At 49.9% G+C, this 22,247-nt stretch carries 15 protein-coding genes; 6 read left to right on the top strand and 9 right to left on the bottom strand.

What is annotated here, in order from left to right; translation table 11 throughout:
• A partial coding sequence (locus Q320_RS19160) for a TolC family outer membrane protein (RefSeq protein WP_051534611.1) occupies positions 1 to 1,796 on the bottom strand: 1,796 nt, incomplete at its 3' end.
• Positions 1,797 to 2,066: 270 nt separating this feature from the next.
• Here Q320_RS19160 and Q320_RS0108845 point away from each other — a divergent pair.
• The 3 genes from Q320_RS0108845 to Q320_RS0108855 are packed head-to-tail and all read left to right on the top strand — an operon-like array spanning position 2,067 to position 6,756.
• The gene (locus Q320_RS0108845) at positions 2,067 to 2,777 is read left to right on the top strand and encodes a response regulator transcription factor (RefSeq protein WP_027468706.1); all 711 of its coding nucleotides are present in this window, start codon (positions 2,067 to 2,069) and stop codon (positions 2,775 to 2,777) included.
• Between the two features lie 23 nt (positions 2,778 to 2,800).
• On the top strand, positions 2,801 to 4,453 hold the full coding sequence (locus Q320_RS0108850; protein ID WP_027468707.1) for a FecR domain-containing protein: 1,653 nt from the start codon (positions 2,801 to 2,803) through the stop codon (positions 4,451 to 4,453).
• Between the two features lie 5 nt (positions 4,454 to 4,458).
• Complete coding sequence (locus Q320_RS0108855; RefSeq protein WP_051534612.1) at positions 4,459 to 6,756, top strand: CHASE2 domain-containing protein; 2,298 nt, start codon at positions 4,459 to 4,461, stop codon at positions 6,754 to 6,756.
• Between the two features lie 189 nt (positions 6,757 to 6,945).
• On the opposite strand, the gene Q320_RS0108860 is transcribed toward Q320_RS0108855, so the two are convergent.
• The 3 genes from Q320_RS0108860 to Q320_RS19170 all read right to left on the bottom strand — a co-directional run bounded on the left by Q320_RS0108860 (position 6,946) and on the right by Q320_RS19170 (position 11,663).
• Entirely contained in the window at positions 6,946 to 7,383 is a 438-nt protein-coding gene (locus Q320_RS0108860; protein WP_027468709.1) for an SRPBCC family protein, read from the bottom strand.
• Positions 7,384 to 7,940: 557 nt separating this feature from the next.
• Positions 7,941 to 8,285, bottom strand: a complete 345-nt coding sequence (locus tag Q320_RS19165) for a hypothetical protein (RefSeq protein ID WP_035853270.1) — start codon at positions 8,283 to 8,285, stop codon at positions 7,941 to 7,943.
• A 483-nt stretch (positions 8,286 to 8,768) separates the two neighbouring features.
• Positions 8,769 to 11,663, bottom strand: a complete 2,895-nt coding sequence (locus Q320_RS19170) for a glycosyl hydrolase family 18 protein (protein ID WP_051534613.1) — start codon at positions 11,661 to 11,663, stop codon at positions 8,769 to 8,771.
• Between the two features lie 645 nt (positions 11,664 to 12,308).
• Here Q320_RS19170 and Q320_RS0108875 point away from each other — a divergent pair.
• Positions 12,309 to 12,902, top strand: coding sequence for a 6-pyruvoyl trahydropterin synthase family protein (locus Q320_RS0108875; RefSeq protein ID WP_027468710.1), 594 nt, complete (start codon positions 12,309 to 12,311; stop codon positions 12,900 to 12,902).
• A gap of 259 nt (positions 12,903 to 13,161) precedes the next feature.
• Here Q320_RS0108875 and ispD read toward each other — a convergent pair whose 3' ends face one another.
• The 3 genes from ispD to dnaQ are packed head-to-tail and all read right to left on the bottom strand — an operon-like array spanning position 13,162 to position 15,517.
• Positions 13,162 to 13,866, bottom strand: coding sequence for a 2-C-methyl-D-erythritol 4-phosphate cytidylyltransferase (gene ispD, locus Q320_RS0108880; protein ID WP_027468711.1), 705 nt, complete (start codon positions 13,864 to 13,866; stop codon positions 13,162 to 13,164).
• The gene (locus tag Q320_RS19175) at positions 13,863 to 14,768 is read right to left on the bottom strand and encodes a hypothetical protein (RefSeq protein WP_051534614.1); all 906 of its coding nucleotides are present in this window, start codon (positions 14,766 to 14,768) and stop codon (positions 13,863 to 13,865) included. The genes ispD and Q320_RS19175 overlap by 4 nt, the downstream gene beginning before the upstream one ends.
• Before the next feature lie 8 nt (positions 14,769 to 14,776).
• Positions 14,777 to 15,517, bottom strand: a complete 741-nt coding sequence (gene dnaQ, locus Q320_RS0108890; protein WP_027468712.1) for a DNA polymerase III subunit epsilon — start codon at positions 15,515 to 15,517, stop codon at positions 14,777 to 14,779.
• Between the two features lie 428 nt (positions 15,518 to 15,945).
• Between dnaQ and Q320_RS0108895 the strand changes: the two genes are divergently transcribed.
• On the top strand, positions 15,946 to 16,746 hold the full coding sequence (locus Q320_RS0108895) for a DODA-type extradiol aromatic ring-opening family dioxygenase (protein ID WP_027468713.1): 801 nt from the start codon (positions 15,946 to 15,948) through the stop codon (positions 16,744 to 16,746).
• Positions 16,747 to 16,824: 78 nt separating this feature from the next.
• Positions 16,825 to 19,080, top strand: a complete 2,256-nt coding sequence (locus Q320_RS20765; RefSeq protein ID WP_051534615.1) for an ATP-binding protein — start codon at positions 16,825 to 16,827, stop codon at positions 19,078 to 19,080.
• Here the strand turns inward: Q320_RS20765 and Q320_RS19185 are convergent, their stop codons facing one another.
• Both Q320_RS19185 and Q320_RS21830 read right to left on the bottom strand, forming a co-directional pair.
• Positions 19,081 to 21,498: a mechanosensitive ion channel domain-containing protein gene (locus Q320_RS19185; protein ID WP_051534616.1), complete on the bottom strand. Its 2,418-nt coding sequence runs from the start codon at positions 21,496 to 21,498 to the stop codon at positions 19,081 to 19,083.
• A gap of 51 nt (positions 21,499 to 21,549) precedes the next feature.
• Positions 21,550 to 22,083 carry a hypothetical protein gene (locus Q320_RS21830; RefSeq protein ID WP_211251207.1) on the bottom strand — a complete coding sequence of 178 codons (534 nt, stop codon included), beginning with the start codon at positions 22,081 to 22,083 and terminating at the stop codon, positions 21,550 to 21,552.
• Between the last annotated feature and the right edge of the window lie 164 nt (positions 22,084 to 22,247).

Raw genomic sequence — 22,247 nt, forward strand, 5'->3', positions numbered from 1 at the left:
ACGCGTTCGCGTTTGATTTTCCATTTGCCGCCCTCGCTCACCAATTCCAAGGTTTTTTCGACTACGTCTTGGTAGTTTTGCGAGCTGTAGTTTTGCTTGAACGTCACGTCGGCACGGTCTTTGCTGACATTGGCGCAGCTAAAGTTTTCAAACTTCAGGCTGATATCGCCTTCTTTGTTCACACGAGCACGGCGTTTGGCTTCCCAATCGGCGCGTGTGCGGCCAGCACCCACGTCAAACTGACTGCTGTAAAGCGCTAAATACTCATCGGCTTTCTTGCTAGACCATTGCGTGCGCCAGTTTTCAACAAACTCAGTCACGGTTTTGTCGCACGTTGCAGTGGGCGTAGTGGAAACGGGTGTCGCTGGCGTTGGAGCTAGAGATTCAGCGCTACGCGGTGGGCGCGCTGCTACAGCAGCGGCGCGATCCAGTGGAACGGCCGCGATCAAAGCGCCTGAGCAGCTGATTTTTTCATCTTCGGCCAAATTGTCGCCCAGATCATTGTCGGGCGAGGTGTTTTCGAGCGGCGAAATCTGCAAAGCAGCAAGCAATTCATGCGATTGCATCAACACCCGTGCGTAAGAGAGTTGATGATCGTATTCGGCGCGAACCAAAGCGCGTTTGGCTTCGAAGAGTTCGTTTTCAGTATCGAGCACGTCCAGTAGCGAGCGTTGGCCGATGTCGAATTGTTTACGGAAGGCATCGCGGGCTTTTTCGGTCGACAGCACGTGTTGATCGAGGTATTTGAGTTGTTCTCGCAGGCGATAAGTATCATTCCACGCGATTTGTGTGGTTTGGCGAATATCGCGGCAGGTTTTATCGCGTAGTTCTTGGGCGATATTGAGCAATTCAGCATATTGGCTGGCGCGCGCAGTATCGCTTCCACCGCGGAACAGGTTGTAATTCATGACGAGCTGAATTTTTCCGTCTTTATAGCTGCCGTCGATATTGTCGCGATTGTTGTCATAACCTTGGCTGGCGCGCAATTCAAGTTGCGGATAAAAACTGCTTTTCTTGGTTTGTGCATCAGCACGCGCAGCGCGAATATTGTAAATCGACGCACGGAAGGCCGGATTTTGTGTCATTTGCTCTTTGAGCGTGGCCAAATCTTTCGCGGTTTTTGTCGAAAAGTCCGGTGCATTACTCATTTCGGCGGCGGGCAGTGCGCCAGTCAGGCGCTCATAGCGCGCTGACACATCGTGCAAATTCGATGATTCGGTTAACCAGTTCGATTCGGCCAAAGCCAAACGACCCGATGCGGTTTCCAAATCAACGCGGCGGCCGACACCCGCAGTCACGCGTTCTTGAATTTGATTAAAGGTTTCTTGGTGAATGGCGTAGTTTTCGCTGGCGAGCTGCACCAGCTTGCGATAACGCAGCACATCCAAATACGCATTGGTGGTTTCCAGCGCTGCGGCATCACTGGCGGCGAGTAAATCGTAATAACGGGTGAGTTTGCCATAACCTAGACGGCGCACTTCTTCGGAGGTGGCAAAGCCGTCGAACAACATTTGACGCAATTCCAGCGATACGCCGGGATGGTTAAAAGTGCCGGTATTGGTATTTGGATAATCTTGGCGCTCAACGCCCGCATAGCCTTGCAAATCGATTTTTGGATAATAGTTACCACGCGCAACGTCTTGCTCATTGCCCGCAGCGCGGAAATTGAGCCACTTGGCACGGACTTCGGGATTGCGTAAAACGGTTTGTTCCACGGCATCGCGTAGATTAGATGCGGCAAAAGTGGCCGTGCTACCGCAGGCGAGCAGCAATAGTGCGAGTGGTTTGAGCTTCATGCTAATTTTTCCGCCAAATAAAGTTGAATCGGTTCAGTCCACGCGCATCACGCCAAGGCCTTAGTCCGATTGAAAAGTCGCAATTTTTGTCAATGTAAATAAATTAGCCCTGCTCTACGAGCCAATTGACAATGTTTAACAAACAATCCGAAGCCACTATAGAAAAAACAATAAAACTAGCCCTTTTTTAACTCAGCAGGTACAGTTGCAGCTAGCTTGATCGCAATATTAATCAATGCTTATTTTCAAACTTTAATAGCTTTTAAAAAAATGCGTATTGCCCACCTTGATGATGAAATTTACCAGCTCGATTTAGTCGAACGTGCCATCACGGCGATGGGATATCACTATTTTGGCTTTGAGCGTGGGCATCAATTACTGAATCAATTACGCACCGAGAGCTTTGATTTACTGATTGTCGATTGGCACCTACCTGATACCACCGGCATTGAAGTCGTTCGCTGGGTGCGTGACAATTTTGAACTTAAAATTCCAATTTTATTTCTCACCAATCGCAGCGAAGAACTCGATATCGTCGCAGGCTTAACGGCGGGCGCAGACGACTATATTACTAAGCCCATTCGCCTCTATGAATTAAATGCCCGAATTAAAGCTTTATTACGCCGCAGCTACCCCAATACGGAAGCCAATTTAATTCATTATGGACAATTTCAATTTAATCTTGCGGAGCGCATGTTGAGCTTTGCAAACCAAAACATTGAATTAAAACAAAAAGAATTTGATTTAGCGCGGTATTTATTTGCCAATTGCGGGCGTTTACTCTCGCGCAGCCATTTATTAGAAGCCGTTTGGGGCATTGCCGCCGATATTCCTTCACGCAGTATGGATACGCATATTTCGACCTTGCGCGTGAAATTAAACCTGCGCCCTGCTCGTGGCTATCGCTTAAGCGCCGTGTATGGCCAAGGCTATCGCCTCGAAGCCGTTAGCGCTGATGCGATTCCGACTCCTGCCGAATAAAACCAATTAAAGCTACGCTACTTATGAAAATCTTCTCGCAATTAAGTCCTATTTTATTTCTAATCAGTAGCGGTATCTACGCCTCAGAGCCCAGCGTGCCCTACCAAGTTAAAGCGGGCGATAATCTGTACCGCGTAGCACAGCAATATCTAAATCAAATCGAAGATTGGCGCGCCGTCGCGACGCTCAATCACATCAAAGATCCGCTGGCACTAAAAGTAGGCAGCACGATTGAATTGCCGCTCAGTAAACTCCGTGGCCAAACTCAATCGGCTCGCGCGGTTTTTCTGCGCGGAGAAGTGTTGATCCAGCAAAAGAAACTCCCCCGCCAAGCGCTCTTGCTCAGCACTGAAATTAGCGAAGGCGCGTGGATCAATACGGGCAACGATGGCTTTGCCACTTTACGCTTGGAAGATGGTACAGAAGTACAACTGCCCGCCAATACGCAAATGCAAATGCAGCGTTTACGCCATATTCCGCAAGCGAATGCCGGGCAAACCGAACTGAAACTCAAACAAGGCCGCTTAGATTTAAGTGTTACGCCGCAAAATACCGGTTCGCGCTTTGACGTGCGCACGCCACTGGCAGTAACGGGCGTACGCGGTACACATTTTGGCGTCATGCAAGCCAACGCCAAATCAGCCTCACTGACCGATGTCACCGAAGGCCGCGTCGCTTTTAATAGTAATCGCAGCAAGACCGACCCAAAAACCTTCCTCAATGCAGGCCAAGGCGGCGTGATGAATGCCACGCAGCAGATGCCAATCGTGCGTAATTTAATCGCCGCACCGATGCTAGCCCACGAAAATCTATTGATTGAACGCAGCCCAATGCTGCTGAATTTTGCTCCCGCCTCTGGCGCGCAAGGCTATCGCATTCAAATCGCCAAAAACGCGAAGTTCAGCGAAGTACTATTTAGCGAAGTCGTGCATCGCTTGCCAGCAAAAATCAGCGATTTAGACGATGGTGATTATGTAGTGCAAGTACGTAGCATTGATGGCGATGGCGTATTTGGCCTGATCGCTAGCGCACCATTACGCGTCAAAACCACGCCGCTACCACCATTAGCACAATCGCCTAGCCAAAATAAAACCGTACAAACTGGCAGCGTTGAACTGCAATGCACTGATTTGCCCGACGCCAGCCACTACCAATTGCAATATTCATCCAGCGCCGACTTCAGTAGCAGTAGCAGCAGCGATACCACGACACTCCAGCAAGATCGCTGCCAATTTACGGCGAATATAGAAAAAATCGGTACACATTATTGGCGCGTTGCCACACTAGATTCAGCAGGCCAACGCGGCCCGTATAGCGATACAAGTCAGTTTATTGCCGTTGCTGCGCTGGCCGTTCCTGAGCCAAAATGGGCTTTCGACGATTTACTCCACGTACACTGGGCCGCCATTGAAGGTAGCCATTTCCTGACGCAAGTCGCTACAGATAAAGACTTTACCCATATTGTGTTGAGCCAAACCGTCACCGAGCCACAGGTCAGCTTTGATTTGCCACCGCAATGCACACCGTATTATTTCCACCTACAAAGCATCGATAGTGAAGGCCTGCGCTCGAAGTTCTCTGCGGCGCGCCTTATTAGTATGGATTCGATGATTTGCAGCCCTTCTGGCCCCGTTCTGGATGGCGCAGGGCGGGCGATTAAAAGCCGCGCGCGCTAAGAACTGTGTCGATCCACTCACTAAAATCACTTAAATACGGCTTTAGCGCGCTGGTCTTGATCTGCGCGCTGGCTCTTGGTTTTTTGAATGGCTGGGGGCGAATCGATGCGGCGCTGATTGACCATCTGAGCAATTTTAATCGCCGCGCTGCGCCCAACGATATTGTTATCGTTGCCATCGATGATCAAAGCTTGGCGCAGTTGGGACGCTGGCCATGGCGACGCGCACTGCATGCCGATTTACTCCAACGTTTGCAGGCAGGACAGCCGCGCGCTGTGGGCTTGGATTTAATTTTTTCCGAACCCGATTTTAATCATCCCAACGATGATTTGGCTTTGGGCGCAGCGATTACGCAACTCGGGCGCGTCGTGTTGCCAATTCGCATGACCCTGAATCGCTATGGCGACCCCAGCGCCACCTTACCCACGCCCGCAATTGCGCACGCAACACCCTATTTCGGCCATATTCATCTCGAACTCGATCCCGACGGTATTGCACGCAGTGTATTTCTCAAAGAAGGTGCGTCAAATGTTTGGTGGCCGCATTTTTCACTCGCCTTGCTGGCGGCTGGCGGGCAAGCTTTGCCTAATACGGCGCTCAGCGGTTTGCGCCGCGATCCATCGACGATCACACAGCAAGCCACATGGTCGCGCGACTATTGGCAGCAAATTCCCTATGCAGGGCCACCGAATCATTTTCAGCGAATTAGCTATAGCGATGTCATCGATGGGAAAATCCCCAGTACATTTTGGCGTGATAAATACGTATTAGTCGGAGTAACAGCAGCGGGTCTGGGCGACGCGTATCCGACGCCGTTTGCCAGCCAGCATGCGCTGATGCCCGGCATTGAAATCATTGCTAATACGCTTGATTCACTGCGACAACAGATCCAAATTCGCAAAGCCAGCGCGATGGAAAACGCGCTATTCACTGCGCTGTGGGCAGCGCTGGCCTTGCTGGCGGTGTATCGACTGCCGACGCGCCGCGCTTTAATCGCGGTCGTCGCCCTGTTGCCGCTGCTGTATGTCAGCGCCGGTTTAGCGGTTTTGTGGCTGGGGATTCAGTTCGCGCCGCTGGCTGCGGCCTGCTGCGTAATCGGTATTTATCCGCTGTGGGCGTGGCGACGTTTAGAGGCCGCGCACGCTTATTTATCCAAAGAGCTGGCCGACATTGAGCGCGACAATCTACTGCTGACGAATGATGTTGGTGCGGGCGATGAACTCGATCAAAAAATGTTCGCAATGAATCGTGCCATCGGCCAATTGCGCGATTTGCAACGCTTTGTTCGCGACAGCCTCGATCATCTGAGCGATGCGATGCTGGTTTGTAATTGCGCTGGGCAAATTTTGCTCGCCAATCGCGCCGCGCAGACTTATTTTGATAGCGAACTGATTGGTCTATCGGTCACGGACTATTTCACCGATTTTCGCTGCGAATCAGGCTTGGCTGACTTGGATCCACTCAGCGAGATGGATAGCAGCGCTATTTTAGCCATCAAAGTCCACGATGCAGCGCAAAATGCGCTGCTGTTTAAACGCATCGCGCGTTACGACAGTAGCAACACGCAAGTCGGTTGGATTTTTAGTTTGGTCAATATTTCGGTGCTAGAGCAAGCGCAGCGCCAGCGCGAGGAAATGCTGCACTTTTTATCGCACGATATGCGAGCGCCGCAATCGTCGATTTTGACCATCATTGAACTGTATCGCCAAGATCATCCCGCGCCGCATCCGAGCGAATTGGCGCGTATCGAAAGCCATGCGCGGCGCACCTTGGCGCTAGCCGATGATTTCGTGCATTTAGCGCGCGCGCAAGCCAATGAATATCATTTTGAACCCGTCAATCTGGGCGATATTGTGTTTGATGCGGCGGACTTTTTTTGGGAGCAAGCCCAAGCGCGCGGCGTTGAAATTCAAACCGAAATTCCAGATATGCCGTGTTATAGCCAAGCCGATCGCGCCGCCCTCACCCGCGCAGTGACTAATCTAATCGACAACGCAATGAAATACGGCGGGATCAAAGGAACGATACAGTGCACGATTACGAACAGAATTGAGGCATGGGAAATCAGCATTGAAGACGACGGCGCAGGCATTGCGCCCGAATTTCAAAGTACGTTACGCCAACGCTTTAAACGCATGAACCGCAGCGACGGCCTACCCTCCGGCGGCGTCGGCCTCGGCCTCGCCTTCGTCGAAACCGTCATCGCGCAACATGGCGGGCACATTGAAATCGGCAGTTCAAGCAGCGGCGGTGCGAAGTTCAGCCTGATTCTCAAGCAATGCGATTACATGGATGAAGCGTGATTCAGCCGAAAATAGACTTCGATGGGTATATCTACACAGAGCAATACCTAAAATATCCAGAAGCATATACCCATATAAAATCCATTTTACAACAAATGGATTGAGGCATGATTTAAACGATTTCCATCTGCGTTGATATTGATGGAGATTGCTTCGTTCAATCCCTCCTACGATCTACCGAAGCAAGACTCAAGCGACACCTTGAACAACATTGTGGCGTTTCTCGGCATACAACTTCAATGATTGCATCGTGCGCGGCAGGCCCACATGCAGCTGCTTGGCAACGCTTGGCCCGAACAAAAAGGCCAGCGCGCCCGTGAACCACACGCGATGAACGACTTCCGAGCCGCCATCAACCGGCGCAACCGTATGCTCGAAGTGCATGCGAAATAATGGAATGTAACCCTCGACGGTAAACGAGCGGCTTTCAGTACGCTCGGTAATCACCATAGGCACGCCCATGCCTTTGCTGGGCGTGATCTTGCCCTTAGTTCCAACGGTAAATGGCCCGTTGAGGTGAGCTTGCTTGGTATCTGGATCCCACAGATGCCATCGATCAACCTCGCTCCAAATCTGGTCAACGACCGTAGGCGGAACTGCGATATGGACGCGTTTTTCGATTTGCATAGGGAGACACTCCTGTTGATGGTTTTAGAAAAGATTTGAATTCGATTGACTCAGTGGTGGCTCTCGACTCAAAGCATTTGTAGGGTGCCAATAAGCAAAGCGCATTGCACCGCGTCGCGTAGCCAAAGCCGGTAATGCGCGCAGCTTTCAACACCCTACGGATTGCGGCTTACGAATTGCCGCATCTCGGCCAGTCCGATTGAATGATTTGTTCGGGGTTAATGTGCGACATGACTTTGAGAGCAATTTGGATTGCGCTCTAGATGCTCAAAATGAGCGGCTGCGTGGCCACCTGAACGATGGGGGCGTACTGGCTGAGCGCATTCGGTGCAACGGAAATCTGGGTGAGGGATGCCACCTGAGTCTTTGAGATCAATTGCAGAAACAATATCAATAATCTGTTCGTTCAGAAGACAGGTTGTCATTATTGCCATATTTGTAAATGCTCCTTAGGCTATAAAATCTTAACGCCAAAAGTAAACGGCTGGCCGACCTCGCAAAACGTTCCGACTAAGATGCCGCGTCTCGGCCAGTCCGGCTGAATGACTTATTAGCCCTTATTCACATGCTGTTTTAATGTGGGAAATTATTTCGGAGGCACATGAGTCTTGCGATACGGAAACTAACTCTGCAATTACAGCAGTTGCATGATCTAGAGGTAAGTCGCCTTCTGCATAGCGTTGTAAAACCGATGATATAAAACTGCTCATTAAAATATTCTCTTGTGAATTTAACTTGAAGCGTTCGCCGCTGCCTTTGAATTCAAGAAATGTATAGGGTGGTTGATGGAAAATTTTAACCAAACTACTGGGTTGCCAGTCATCGCCAATGACGACCTCTGCATCAAAAGGGATTGTTTTTTCAAGAGCCTGTAGCTTCCTAATTACTTCTGATGTGTTCATTTATGACTCCGATTAAAAGAGCTAACTATTAAGTAGGCCTCACCCATTAAGGCCAGTACCATAAGTTGGACTAAGCTTGCGCAGCCCAACGTTTACCGTGGATTCGCTTTTTCTTCGTACCTAAAAAATCGCTTTCGATTCTTATGGGTATATTTATGCAGGAACTTATAGATATAGGCTTCACTCGTATACATATAACTTCTGTGCCAAGCCACCATGAACTAGTTACTTCTCGAACGTTGGGCTGCGCAAGCTTAGCCCAACCTACAAACTTTGCTCCATTTAGTTGTGCAGCAATACTTAGCTGGCATCAAATAAATTACCCCTCATAGCTGACAGTCCCCATCAAACGCAAACCATCATGCCCCAAGCATAAATAACAGGCAATGAAATTTCGCCCAACACATCTCAAGCCCATAAAAAAACGCCACGATCAAATCGTGGCGTTTTTCGTTAAGCCAGCGTGCTGGCTTAGAGACTAGCTTATTGCTTAATACCGTACACTTTACCGTTTGGCAGAGTGAGCGTTACGCCGCTTGGTTGTGTCATAGGCATAAACACACGCATACCGATCGTGATGGTTTTGCCTGCGCTAAAGTCAGTCACGCCCCAGCCAGTGCCACCTTTCAGTTCGTACGAAATACGGTGGAAGCCGTTTGGCAAGCCGCCTACGTTACCGATGGTGTTGCTAGCAGGAACCGCAGACCAAGTACCGCCACTGTAGATGTCAACGAGGTTTTCTACGCCGTTACCTGCTGGTGGATCGCTAGGTTTCAGGTATTGAACTTCAGATTGTACCAATGGTGTCGATGGCGCCACGTTGAACGACACTTTCGCGCCAGTCAAATCAACAGTTGAGTTGTTTTTCAGTTTCACACCGATAGCGAGTGGATAGTTTTCCTCACCTTTAGGTTTGAAGCCAACCAAATCAAGCGTTACATCCAGTACTTCGGCTGGTTGAACAAAGTTTACATCGCCCGCTTTGATACCGTATGGTGCTGCTGCGCGCAATTTAGTCGCTGCGAGTGCGGTCAAAGTGCTACCCATGCCGTACGAGCTAGTACCGTTTTGAGCTGGCGTGCTGTAATCACCCGCCATTTCCCAGTACATGATACCGCCAGCGCCTTGATCGATTGCGTACTGTACTTTGGCTGCGAATGATTTCTCATTTTCAGTCGACAAGAACACTTTCTTCGCGGCATTCCACAATGAAGATGATTTCGCAACATCATCGTAGCTTTCAACGTAAGTACCAGTGACTTGGTTAGCTGGCTTAGTGATGTCGTGACCATATTGAGCAACGTACGGAACTGGCAAGCCATCACGCAAGTTGTTCACGTGCCACAATGGATTCACACCGGCAAACATTTCATTGCCTGCTGCATCACGGTCGAACCACAAGTTATCAATACCTTGTGCGCCGAAGCCGCATGGTGCGCCCGCTTTAGTCAAGGCGTTCGGGCCCATGTTCAAACCAGTACCTAAGTAGCACTTAGTTTGATCAGCCAGAGCCGAAAGACCCCACAGACCATTCACGCCGCCCGTTACGTTTTGTGAACCGCGAGTGTAGTACGGTAGACCGATATTGATACGACCACCTGCCAATGCAGTACGGAAGTATTTATAAGACCAGTCAATGTTCAAGTAACCTTGCGAATTGTAGTAATGCGCATCGCCACCTTGGTAGATCTTCGCATCAGCGATTTCGTTATCTTTACCTGTGTCATACAAAGCTGCATTGTGACCCACGAAGTGGTTCCATGCGCCGTGCAAGTCGTACGTCATGATGTTGACGTAATCGAGGTATTTAACGGCTTCGAAGTCTTCCATACCGCGCAGCAAGTAGCCTGACGAAGGTGATGCAATCGTCAACATGTAGTACTTGTTATCCGCTACGGCTTGTTTATCCAACTCAGCACGCAGAGTTTTGGTCAAAGCCATATAGCCTTTCCACAAGTCGCCACGTTTTGCATTACCGATTTTCCAGTCTTCTGGATTACCAGCATCTGCCATTGAAGTTGGGTATTCGTAATCGATATCGATACCGTCAAAGCCGTATTGCTTAACGAATGCAGCAGCTGATTTAGCAAAAGTATTGATACGATCTTGATTCACTGCGCCCGTTGCTGGGTCAGTTGTCAGTGCGTAGAAACCACCACTTACAGTACGGCCATCGGCATCATTAAAGAAACCGCCAGTCTCAGCCCAACCACCAACAGAGAGCAGCAATTTCACGCCGTTCTTGTTGTTGGTCTTCAACATGTTGAAGTGACCTTTGTATGGCAGGCTAGGATTCAGCGCGTATTTAGCGCCTTTCTCTGGCCATTCCATGCCAACTGATGAGTTGTTTGGATTGTTTACATCACCAATCGATACTTTCCATTGGTCATTCACGTGTGCAAATGCATAGTTCACGTGAGTGATGTCATTCCAAGGCACGTCTGCGCCGAGGTATGAAGGTTGACCATTTTTGCCGGTGCGCCAGTTAGTGAAGTAACCGATGCTACGGCGTTTCATGTTGTTAGCCAGTTTTTCACGGCCGTTCGTGTCGTATGCATCGCAATACGGAACGTTCGCAACTTCAGACACCAAGCCAGCTGGGCGGCATTGGTCTTGCGAACCAACGATAGGCGTTGTAGTTGGTGTTGGCGTCACAACCGGCGTTGTTGTCGGGGTTACCGTCGGCGTAGCAGTTGCAGTCGCAGTTGGTTTTGGCGTTGCGGTAACAACAGGTGTTGCTGTTGGCGTTGCAGTCGGCGTAGCGGTTGCAGTCGCAGTTGGTTTTGGTGTTGCAGTAACCACCGGCGTTGCCGTTGGTGTTGCAGTCACAACTGGAGTCGCAGTCGGTGTTGCGGTAACCACTGGCGTTGCTGTCGCAGTCGCAGTTGGTGTTGGCGTTACAACCCCACCAACGCATGGACCAAGATCAAGCCAAGGTTTACCAGAGCCAACGTTAGTCGCTGGATCATTATTTTGTGTCCACCACTGTGCTTTGTAGTTACGACCGTTCGAGCTCACCAATGCACCACCGTTGTAGGCAGTTGCAGAGTTCCAAGCCGCGTAAGTACATGCACCCGGAGCTGGTGTTGGCGTTGCAACAACTGGCGTTGGTGTTGCAGTAACAGGGGTTGCAGTCGGAGCGATTGGCGTTGCAGTTGCTACTGCAGTAATAGCTTCCCAAGGGCCCCATTGTTCGGCGCCAGGTACGTTACCCTGAGTCCACCATTTGGCTTTGTAATCTTTGCCAGAGTAAGTAACAACGTCACCTGCAACATAAGTTGCAGTGCTATTCCATGCAGCGGCTGCAAAAGCATTCACTGAGATCATTGCAATGGCGGCCGGGATAGCTGCGAGTGCGATGCGATTCAAATGGGACATTAAAGTCTCCTCCTATTATTGATTGGCATTCGTGCCGCAAAATAAGTGGTCTTATTCTGCAGCTTAGGGTTATTACCATTTTGTAAGAATCTAGGTATTTACCCTTGCTGAGCGACCACACCATTTCCAGGCCGACCGCGGCAATTACGATTAATCCTGAAGCCAAAACCCTTGTCAACACCACAAAACCAAACAAATACTTTCTTGCCTAATTGAAACAAACATGCGTTATTTACGACTACAAAGCATAGCAACAAAAACAATATTGCACCGCAACAAAAAACTTTTAAACCATTGAATAATATAAATTAAATATTCAACAAAATCAGTCGCAGTACGTCAATTAGCATTAACTTATGTAACTTTTCTTACTTTTACTTGGTAGTTTTTCGCGTAATATTTTTTTAAAACTACGTAAAAGTGTGACGAAAATCTCATGGAATTTTCTGATTAAAAAATAGGCCAAATATTTTACTTTCCCGATACTTTCTTAGTGTTTTCTTGAAAGAAATATCCATTCATTGCTAATCGCGGTCAGTCAAAGGTATTAGTACATCTAATTTGCTCGCCAGATAACAAACCTGTGCCTTGCCCCCAAGCCCTGCTTCTGATACAAACAAGCCTCATTCATCGGTAAAACTTAATATGTTGATTCGCAAACTATTTAAATTTGAAAACGCCCATATCGTCCGCAATTGCTCGTCCGAGCGCTGCCGCACGTCGATTCATGGCCACAGCTATAAAGTAGAAGTGCTGCTGGAGGCCGATGCGCTCGACAATGGGCAAATGGTTTACGATTTTGGCTTGATGAAAGGCACGATTCGCGATGTGATCGATGCATTCGATCATGCGATCTGCTTTTGGGATAAAGACGACGCGGAATACATCCGCTTGTGTAAAACCTTTTCAGCGCGCTGGATTGCAATGCCGGTGTCGCCATCAGCTGAGCAATTTGCGCGCCTGTTCTTTGTGATTATCGATCAAGTGCTGGCGCAAACGGTGATGGCCAATGGCGAAAGCGACGTTCGCCTACATTCGATCATCGCGCACGAAACCGAAACCGGCTACGCCCAAGCCTTCCGCCACGACGCCTACAATCCGCGCATGGGCGAAATCCAACTCTCGCAGATTGAGTTTTCTGCGCAATGCCAGCAAGAATGGATTGATCCAGCGATGTACCAAAAGCTACTCGATGGCGTGAAGTTCACAAATCCGGTCGTGCCACAGCAAGTTATATAAAGTAGCGCCAAAACGACATTAGTAAAAAAGCCCGCTGGATTGACCTAGCGGGCTTTTTCTTTCCTCATTTAAATCCACATCGACAGACATTGAAAAACACCAAACCTTATTAATTCGTCATTCCGGCGTAGGCCGGAATCCAGCTGCAATGGTCACTTTAGCGTCACTCTGGATACCGGCCTACGCCGGTATGACGACAATTTTGGATATTTCAAACTTGCGTCAATGTTTCCCCAGAAATGAAGGGGTTATCTGCTAATTATTGCAACTTCACCCCTAACAATAATCCCGCCAACACCAAATCCTGCGGATAGGTCACTTTCAGATTCCACGGACTACCCATAATCAATTTCGGCGATTTGCCGAGGCGTTCTAGCGCGCTGGCTTCGTCGGTGATGTCTGCAACATGTTCGGGCAGCGCCGCTTGTAGTGCAGCGAGCAATTCTTGCTGACGGAACATTTGCGGCGTTTGTGCTTGCCAGAGTCCGGCGCGTGGCGTCGTGTGAGCGATACTTTGCTCGTTGGTCGCCACTTTAAGGGTATCGGCCACTGGCACAGCGAGAATACCGCCTACGTCGTCATACTCCAACTGGGCAATCATGTCATCGACTTGCTGACTACGCAAACAAGGCCGTGCGGCATCGTGAACTAAGACCCAAGCGTCCGACGCAGGCAATGCCGCTAAGCCATTCAGCACTGACTGAGCACGACTGTCGCCGCCAACGCGCAGCACCAGCAGGCGCGCGAATGACTCACCGAGCAATGCTCGCCAGTCGTAGCTTTCCCACCATTCATCTTCCGGCGAAATCACGACGACGACTTGCGCCAATCGCGCCGCGCCCAGTAATGCGCGCAGCGTGTGGGCGATCAACGGTTGGCCGAGTAAATCAAGATATTGTTTCGGCGTGGTCGACGCCATGCGGCTGCCGCTTCCGGCGGCGGGAACCAGCGCAATCGCGCTCATACTGACTCATCCTCAGCGTCTTCATCGGCATCGAGTGCGTTGTAAACTTCAACGAGTTCGACTTCGGGATGTGCTGCTTGCCAAGCGTCGAGCACGTCGGCCAGCGCTTGATCGTTCAGCGCCGCGACGCCAAATTCACGTTTCGGCTGCCATTCCTGCGCGGTTTCAGCGGCTGCGTGATCGTGATGCTCGTGTGGCTCTCCTTCGCTGCATGCCTTGCATAACATCTGCACATTGCTGCCCCAATCTTCTAGCGCCAAGCCAGAATCGGCAACTAAGCGATCAAGGGTATTCACCGCTAGCGCATTAGGAACAATGGCTTCAATCACATACGTCGAATAATCTGAGCGTTGCCAGAATTCTAGCCAATCAAATACCGGGACCTCTTTACCATTCAGTTCCCGCGTTCCACGCGGTGCGCCGTCATGCAGCACGATGTCGTGAAAGCGCACGCCACAATCGGGCATAGGTACGCTAACAATTTGCGCTCGCGCCGGATCAAGGCGATTGGCCCACAGCACTTCAACATGCTCACCTTGCGTGATGCGTACCGGAATCAATCCAAGCTTTAAGTCTGGCGCGGTAGTTGTTGCCGCATCCAGCGTGATGCCAAAGAATTCCCAAGCCTTCGCCGCAGTCGCCCAATCAGAAATCGCCGTCGCAGCGATACCCAGATTCCACCATGCGGCTTCGTCTTCGGAATTGAGCTCCGCAGCGCGGCGGTTGTAACGTAGCGACTCGGCCCAGCGGCTTTGATATTTATATAACAGCGCCAAATCGTAATTAGTCACCGCGTCTTGCTCATCAATCGCCAGCGCAGCTAAAAAATGCTGCTCAGCCAGCGCCTCATCATGCTCGTTCCACGCGGCATGCGCGGCGGATTTAAGTTCAGTCGTATTCATACACACGCTCATTGTGGATTGCCCTCGGTATTCGGCAACAGCGGTTCAAGTTCGCGCCACACGCACGAGCCTTTGACAGCTTTATCGAGCGCATTGAGATATTTTTGGTGCAACGCCAGCTCTTCAGCGCTGGCCTGCGTGACGATGAGCGGCAAGCTATTGCTGCGGCGCTCTAAATTGCTGGCGTTTTCTTCGGCAGTCGGCGCGTAGTCGATCAGCAGACTATCTTGGCCGCGCGTCATCGCCATATACACTTCGGCGAGCAGCTCACAGTCAATCAGCGCGCCGTGCAATGTCCGGCCTGAGCGATCCACTTCGTAGCGATCACACAGCGCATCCAGACTGTTACGCTTACCCGGCCACAGATCTTTGGCCATTTTCAGCGTGTCGGTGATGCTGACAACGTAATCTTGAATCTTGCCGCGCCCCAGTTTACCTAGCTCCATATTTAGGTAGCCCACGTCAAACGGCGCGTTGTGGATAATCAGCTCAGCGCCTTGCACATAGGCGAGAAAATCATCGACCACTTCGGCAAACTTGGGTTTGTCGCTCAAAAATTGCGTTGTCAAGCCGTGGACGTTCAAAGCGCCCTCTTCCGAATCGCGCCCCGGATTCACGTAGCGATGAAAATGCGCGTCACTTTTGGAGAGCTTGCGATCGATCATTTCTACCGCCGCCATTTCCAGCAAACGATTGCCATCTTCAACGCGCAAACCCGTCGTTTCGGTATCTAAAAACAGCTGACGCATACGAAATTCCCCACAAAACAATGGCGGCTATTGTAACTGATGTTCGTGCCAGCCTGCGCCCAGCGCGGTGAAATCCAAAGTCAAAACCGGAGTCCACGAAAGGCACGAAAAACACGAAAGAAAGACAAAAAAACGAAGCCGCTTAAGTTTCTATGCAAGAAAACTTCGTGGGAGCGGGCTTGCCCGCGAAAGCATTGCCAATACAGAGCAAAAATGAATCCGTACTCAGTGCCTTCGCGGGCAAGTCCACTCCTACAAATTCAATTGCTTTGCCTCTTTTCGTTTTTGTATTTTTTCGTGCCTTTCGTGTTTTTCGTGGACTCCTGCTTTTCAGCCCCAGTTCATTTTTTTTCGATGACTCGTTCAAATCATTTCGCCGCAGGGTTTTGCGCAAAATCGTATGATTGAAGCATCAAAAAGGATGACCTATGCCACGCACTCTCTTTATTAGCCACGGCGCGCCGACGTTGGTGATTGACGATATTCCGGCTCGCGATTTCCTGCTGTCGCTCGGCCAAACCATGCCGCGCCCTAAGTTGATCGTACTGATTTCGGCGCACAATATTCAGGCTCAGAATACCGTTGGCATCACGCACCAATGGCAGGAATGGCAAGACTTTAGCGGCTTTGCGCCTGAACTCTACCAAATGCAATATCGCCCACAAGGCGATACGAATTTCGCGCAACGCTTAGCGCAGCAACTCGCGAATTTGGGCACGACGATTGCGATAAGCGATGATGCGGCGCTCGATCATGGCGCGTGGGTGCCACTGAAACTGATGTATCCGAACGCCGATGTGCCGGTCGTGACAGTTTCATTGGCGCAAAATATGGATGCCGCCGCGCATTGGGCTTTGGGGGAACATTTGGCGGAAATTTTGCCGGATGATGTATTACTGATCGGTTCAGGCAGCATCACGCATAATTTGCGCGAAGCCTTTGGGCGGATGCAGACGGGACAAACTGAATTTGAGATTGAGCCGTATGTGGCTGAGTTCATTACTGCGACTTACTCAGCGCTCAATACCTATAGCCCTGATGATTGGGCAAACTGGCAAAATACCTTGCCGCACGCCCGCCGCGCGCATCCAACGCCCGAGCATTTTTTACCACTATTGATCGCGCGCGCTGCCGCAGGAAAATCAGCGACTAGCACCGCCTTGCATCAAAGTATGTCGCTGGGCGTATTGGGCATGGATGTGATTGGATTTGCACCAGCCACGACGTGAGAAATGACAAAAATCACCCTAAAACCAGCTATAAAACGGAGACGCTATTTACAATCAAAATAAATAACTGGGGTGACAATGCATACCAGCTTACTTCGACTTAACCGGATTGCACGTCGTCACCCGCAGATTGCACTCAGCCTATATCAGCGCATCGAAGCCAACGCTGCCGCAGCCGGAGATTTAGCGCTGCAATTTGATGCGCTGTATCAGCGCTACTTCACGCTAGAACGTATCGGGCAAGCGGCCAGTATTGAGGGAGAACTCAAAGCAGCGCTCAATCTGGCCGAAGAAAATACACTCGCCACACAAGCCGGACGACTCTACGAGGCGCTCGGCCGTATTCACTACACCCGCAGCGAATACCGTGACGCTTTGCAACTTTGGACGCGCTGCATCGACACCAGCCTACTGACTGGCGATATTGCATCCGGCATCGAAGCGCGCATTGGTTTAAGCCAAATTAGCAATGAATTAGGCGATCCCGGCCAAGGTGCACGCTACTTTAAAGACGCTGAACAACTGATCGACAAAATTGATAATCCCTACCTAGCCAGCAAGCTTGCACTCAACCGTGGCGTGAATCATTTTTATTTTCCCAATGAACTTGATCTGGCAGAACAGCAATTTGAACGCGGTTTGTACTATGCCACGCAAGGCGATATCCAAGAATACATCGCCGAAGCGCATTGGCATCTCGCCCATGTTTATCTGGATCAGCAACAATTAGACAAAGGCAAAGCCAGCGCCACACAAGCGCTGGCGCTGGCCGAAAAAAGTGGCTATTCCTGGCTACGCAGCGTTTGCTACGACACGCTTTCGCATATATTGCAGCAGCAAGGCGACCACAATGCCGCTTATGCGCTCAGTGAAAAAGCTCTGGCCTTTGCACAGCAAACTGACTCACTCTATAACCAGCGTGATCATTTGGAGCGATTATCTCGCCTAGCCGAACAGCAAGGCGATCTGCAAACCGCTTTGGAATTAGCGAGGCAACAACAAGCAATTAACCAGCAAATGGATTTACTCAGCGCCCCCGAGCGCTTGCAATCGCTGCGCCACTACGACTTAACGCAAAAACCCGTCAGCGAGCAATTGCTCGAACTGGCCGCCAATCCCGAGATTAATCTGGGGCAACACGCTTCATTGCAGCTGGTGCTCAACGAAGCAGCACAGATTTTGCAGCTCGATTGGATTGGCATCTGGACACTCAATCCGCATGCGTCCGGCTATGATTGCGCCGTGCAGTACAGCAAAAAAGTGCAGTTACAATTTCAAATTAACCCGCAGCAAACGCCGCATTATTTCAAATATATCAATCAGATGGAGCAGCTCGTAATCGCTCCCGACGCGCGCCTACATCCTGCTGCGACCGAAATTTTGCAGTGCTATCGCGATGCAATGCCGCAATCGATTTTGGATTTCCCACTGCAAATTCATAATAAGCACTTTGGCATGGTGAGCTTTATGCAAATCGCCCAGCCCAATCCATGGCGGCGCGAAGACATTATGCATTGCAGCCATATTGTGCATTTACTCGAGCGCATTTTTGCCAACAAAGAGCGTGACGAGATTCAGCTTGAATTGCAGCGCAATGAAAAAATGGCGTCTTTGGGTCGTCTGGTCGCCGGCATCGCGCATGAAATCAACACGCCGATTGGCATTGGCGTCACCGCCACCAGCACTTTACACAGTGAAATTAAACTGGTCTTAAACGATCTAGATGAAGGCAAACTAGGCAAAAATCGGCTCACCCAATTTCTACAAGCCGCGCGTGAAAACGTCATGGTCACCGAGCGTAATTTGCAGCGTGCTGCTGAACTCATCAAAAGCTTTAAAGAAATCGCCGTCGATCAAAATAGCGATGTGCGGCGCTGGATTAATGTGAATGATTATCTCAATGAAATTTTGCTCAATCTATCGCCCAGCGTAAAACACACACCGTATTACTGGGAAACCCAATGCCCAAAAGAGCTACAAGTCGATACCTACCCAGGTAGCCTAGCGCAAATTATTACCAACTTTATTAATAACAGTATTTTGCACGGCTTTGAAGGCAAGAGCGCCGGTGTGATGCAGATTGAATTAAGCCAGAATGCCAGCGGTGCCTTAGTGCTGGATTACCGCGATGATGGCTGCGGGATGGATGAAAATATCCAACAACATATTTTCGACCCCTTTTTCACGACCAAGCTCGGCCAAGGCGGCAGCGGTTTGGGCATGAATATTGTGTACAACCTGATTACCCAGCGACTCAAGGGGAGCATCGAAATTCACAGCCAGCCCAATAGCGGCGTGCACTTTCATTGCGTTTTCCCAAAATTGCCGGATTAATCAGGCAAGATCCGTGTTCTGCGCCATCATGCGAATATTTACATCCCGCTGTGGATATGGGATTTCGATATTTTCAGCTTTCAGTGCGGCATGGATGCCCAGCGCCATTTCACTGCGAATCGTAAGCGATTGATCGTAATTATCAATCCAGGCTCGCACACTAAAATCGAGCGAATTTTCACCAAAGCCCATAAACAAAACCACAGGAGCCGGCTCCAAGCTGATCCCGGCCGTGCTTTGCGCTACAGCAAGTAGCAAAGCCTGCACGGCTTTCGGATCACTGCGATAGCTCACACCAATAGGGATTTCAATTCGGCGGCGCTTATTATTCAGCGTCCAGTTGGTCAGCTTTTCGGACAACAACATGCCATTGGGCACCACCACATCAGCACCGTCAAATGTCGTTAACGTCGTGGTGCGCATGCCAATATCGCGAATACTGCCTATCGTGCCGGAAACTTCCACCATATCACCCGGTTGAATCGGCCGCTCAACCATCAGAATCAAACCTGAAACGAAATTATTTACAACGGTTTGCAAACCAAAACCAATCCCCACACTGAGCGCACCAAGAATAATAGCCAGTTGTGACAACTGAAAGCCTGCCGCTGTGAGGGCAATCATCAGACCGAGAATCAATAAGAAATAATACGACATGGTCGAAATACTATTGGCTACGCCACGCGGCAAAATCATCGAAGGCAAAATGTCTTCGCTTAGAATGCTACGTAGCGTTTGTGCCAACCAGAACGACAAATAAACCGAAACACAAAACAGCACTATCCCACCTAGCGTGAGTGAAATCGAACCGAGCGCTAGGGTATAGCCAGCGATAACACTCAACTCATCCAAGGTGGGGCGCAAAGCGCGAAAGGCTTCCAGCACGCCATACACCCAAGCCACAGCCAAGGCCAAAATAAATAAGCGATGCACCACCCCCAGCAAGCGATAAGCATGCTGCGTGCGATGGCGTAAAGCAATGGCGCTCCGATGCAATAATAGAGAGAAATTGGCCAGTATCACGTTATGGGCAGCAAGAATAAATAGCCCCAGATACATACTGTAGAGTGTTGCTTGCGTGAGTAAGCTTGCTAGATGCACATTACCAATTAGATTTCCCAGTAAAGCAAGAACCATCAATATGGCACCGCCCCACAATAAAATCTGCACCCATCTTTGAACCCGCCCGGATGCGAGGCGCTGCTGCCGCACAATCAAGACGATAAACATCATCAGCATCAAAATCGTATTGGATAACACGAACAATCGAAATATCAATGGCTCGCCAACAATGAGACTCGACAGTACTTGAATCACAAAAAAGATCAGCGTGGCATACAGCCAACGCCCAACCGCATCATGCATGGACTGAGACTGCAAGCGCATAACAGGCAACCATGCCAGCAACAGTAGCATCTGCTGGCGTAAGTAGGAGCCATTGGTATTTTCCAGAATCATGCCCGCAGCCAGTAATAGCAGCCATGCAGAAACCGGACGTGATAATACAGTGCGATTCACCGCAACTTTAGCATCGGCAGCAGCAAGAGACTTCGCCTGAAAAGACAGCCAGATTAATAAAGGCAGCAGCAAAACCAAGAAAATCAATAACAAGGTGCGCTGACTACGGCTTCCTTGCTTGAAATCATTGGCTAATTCGAGCTCATCAGCCAGTTGGTCAGTCAGTGGCGTGGGATTAAGTACGGCATGCTGCTCGGCAAAAATCGCTGACCACAGATTTGGAGAATCAATATTCCACAGTAATTCATCGGTTTGCGTAATTTGTTGCCGGAGACTTTGCAAGTCTTTATTCAACTCGAGATGCCGCTGGCTCGCCTGACGATCCAATGCCATCAAGCTAGATAAGGGTTGCGATATGGCCACTTCAGCGAGAGAAAAATCCTGCTCTAGGCGATCAATGCTCGATTGCAGCGCTGAAGGTAATAAACCCGCAGTGGCTTTATGCGTTTCTCGCCAGACGGAGCGGCGAACTGCCAATTGCGCCGCATCTTCTGCCAGTGGCTGCGCACTGGCCTGAAGCCGGGCTTGCCATGCAATCAGTTGCTCATTAATAAATTGATAATGCCGAACCAGCGTTTCCAGCTGGGCAAAGGGCGTCTCATTTAAATGTACCGCATTAATCCGTTGCTGTAGTTTGTCTGCGCTGACTTTGATTTTCTGTAACGATTGCTGGAATCCATCAGTTGGCGGTGCAGCCTGACTACGCTGGATGAGGTTTTGCAAAAATGTACTATCGGCATCGATTTGCTGCGGAATGTCGGTGATCGCAATGGCATGCGGCGCGGTATCGGGAACCGCCTTGATATCGGCCAGCACAACAGATGACTGCGATTGAGCAGCAAAAACCTGTATGTGCAGCAGCATCGCCAGCAGGCACAGCAATCGTAGCCATCGCGCCATTCAAAAACCCCATCAGACTATTTAAGAAATCATCCTTCTCTCAACGCTCGTTCACAAGACTTGAAAGCGCTGCAATTGACCGCTCGGGTCAAAATCACACTGAAATGATTTTTTACCTTGCTGACCTAAATCAGCAGAACCTTTGATTGCATATCCAGCGGATGTTACAGAAGCTTTTTCAGTCTGGATGTACTTTGGCTTGGTGTTCAATTGGCCGGCGGCTTCTCCAGAACAATAGCTGCCCATATTCTTTGGCATCGTTTTCTTCGCGGCAGGCTGAGCAGTAGATTTTGGGGCGTCGACTTCAGAGCACATGCCATTGGCACCGTGCTTGCCTGTATAGCTCACGATACGAGAACCATCAGGATTGCTTCCCACCTCGACCGAGACACCATTACCCCGAACTTCAAAGTAATTTTCATTCACTATTTTTAATTTGGCATCTTTACCGTTCAAATAGGCGCGGCCACCTTGCTCAATATGCAGCTCTATCCCTGTCGGGCAAGCATAGTTCATCGTTGAAATGGCCGCTTGCGCGGAGCCAACAATCAGAAGGGCAAAAGTAGAAAGAGTTAGGGTTTTCATGGTGGCATCCTTTGTGTGTCAATCACATCGCGAGTACGTGAAATCACTTCAGATGGTCAGCCACCAAAATCAGTGATTACAGTAAGAACACAGAAATTAGAGAACAAAACTTTCTGCATCCCAACCATGATACTACTGCGTGAATAGTGGGTTACGCCCTACTT

It is taken from the genome of Deefgea rivuli DSM 18356 (assembly GCF_000620145.1).
GTDB lineage: Bacteria > Pseudomonadota > Gammaproteobacteria > Burkholderiales > Chitinibacteraceae > Deefgea > Deefgea rivuli.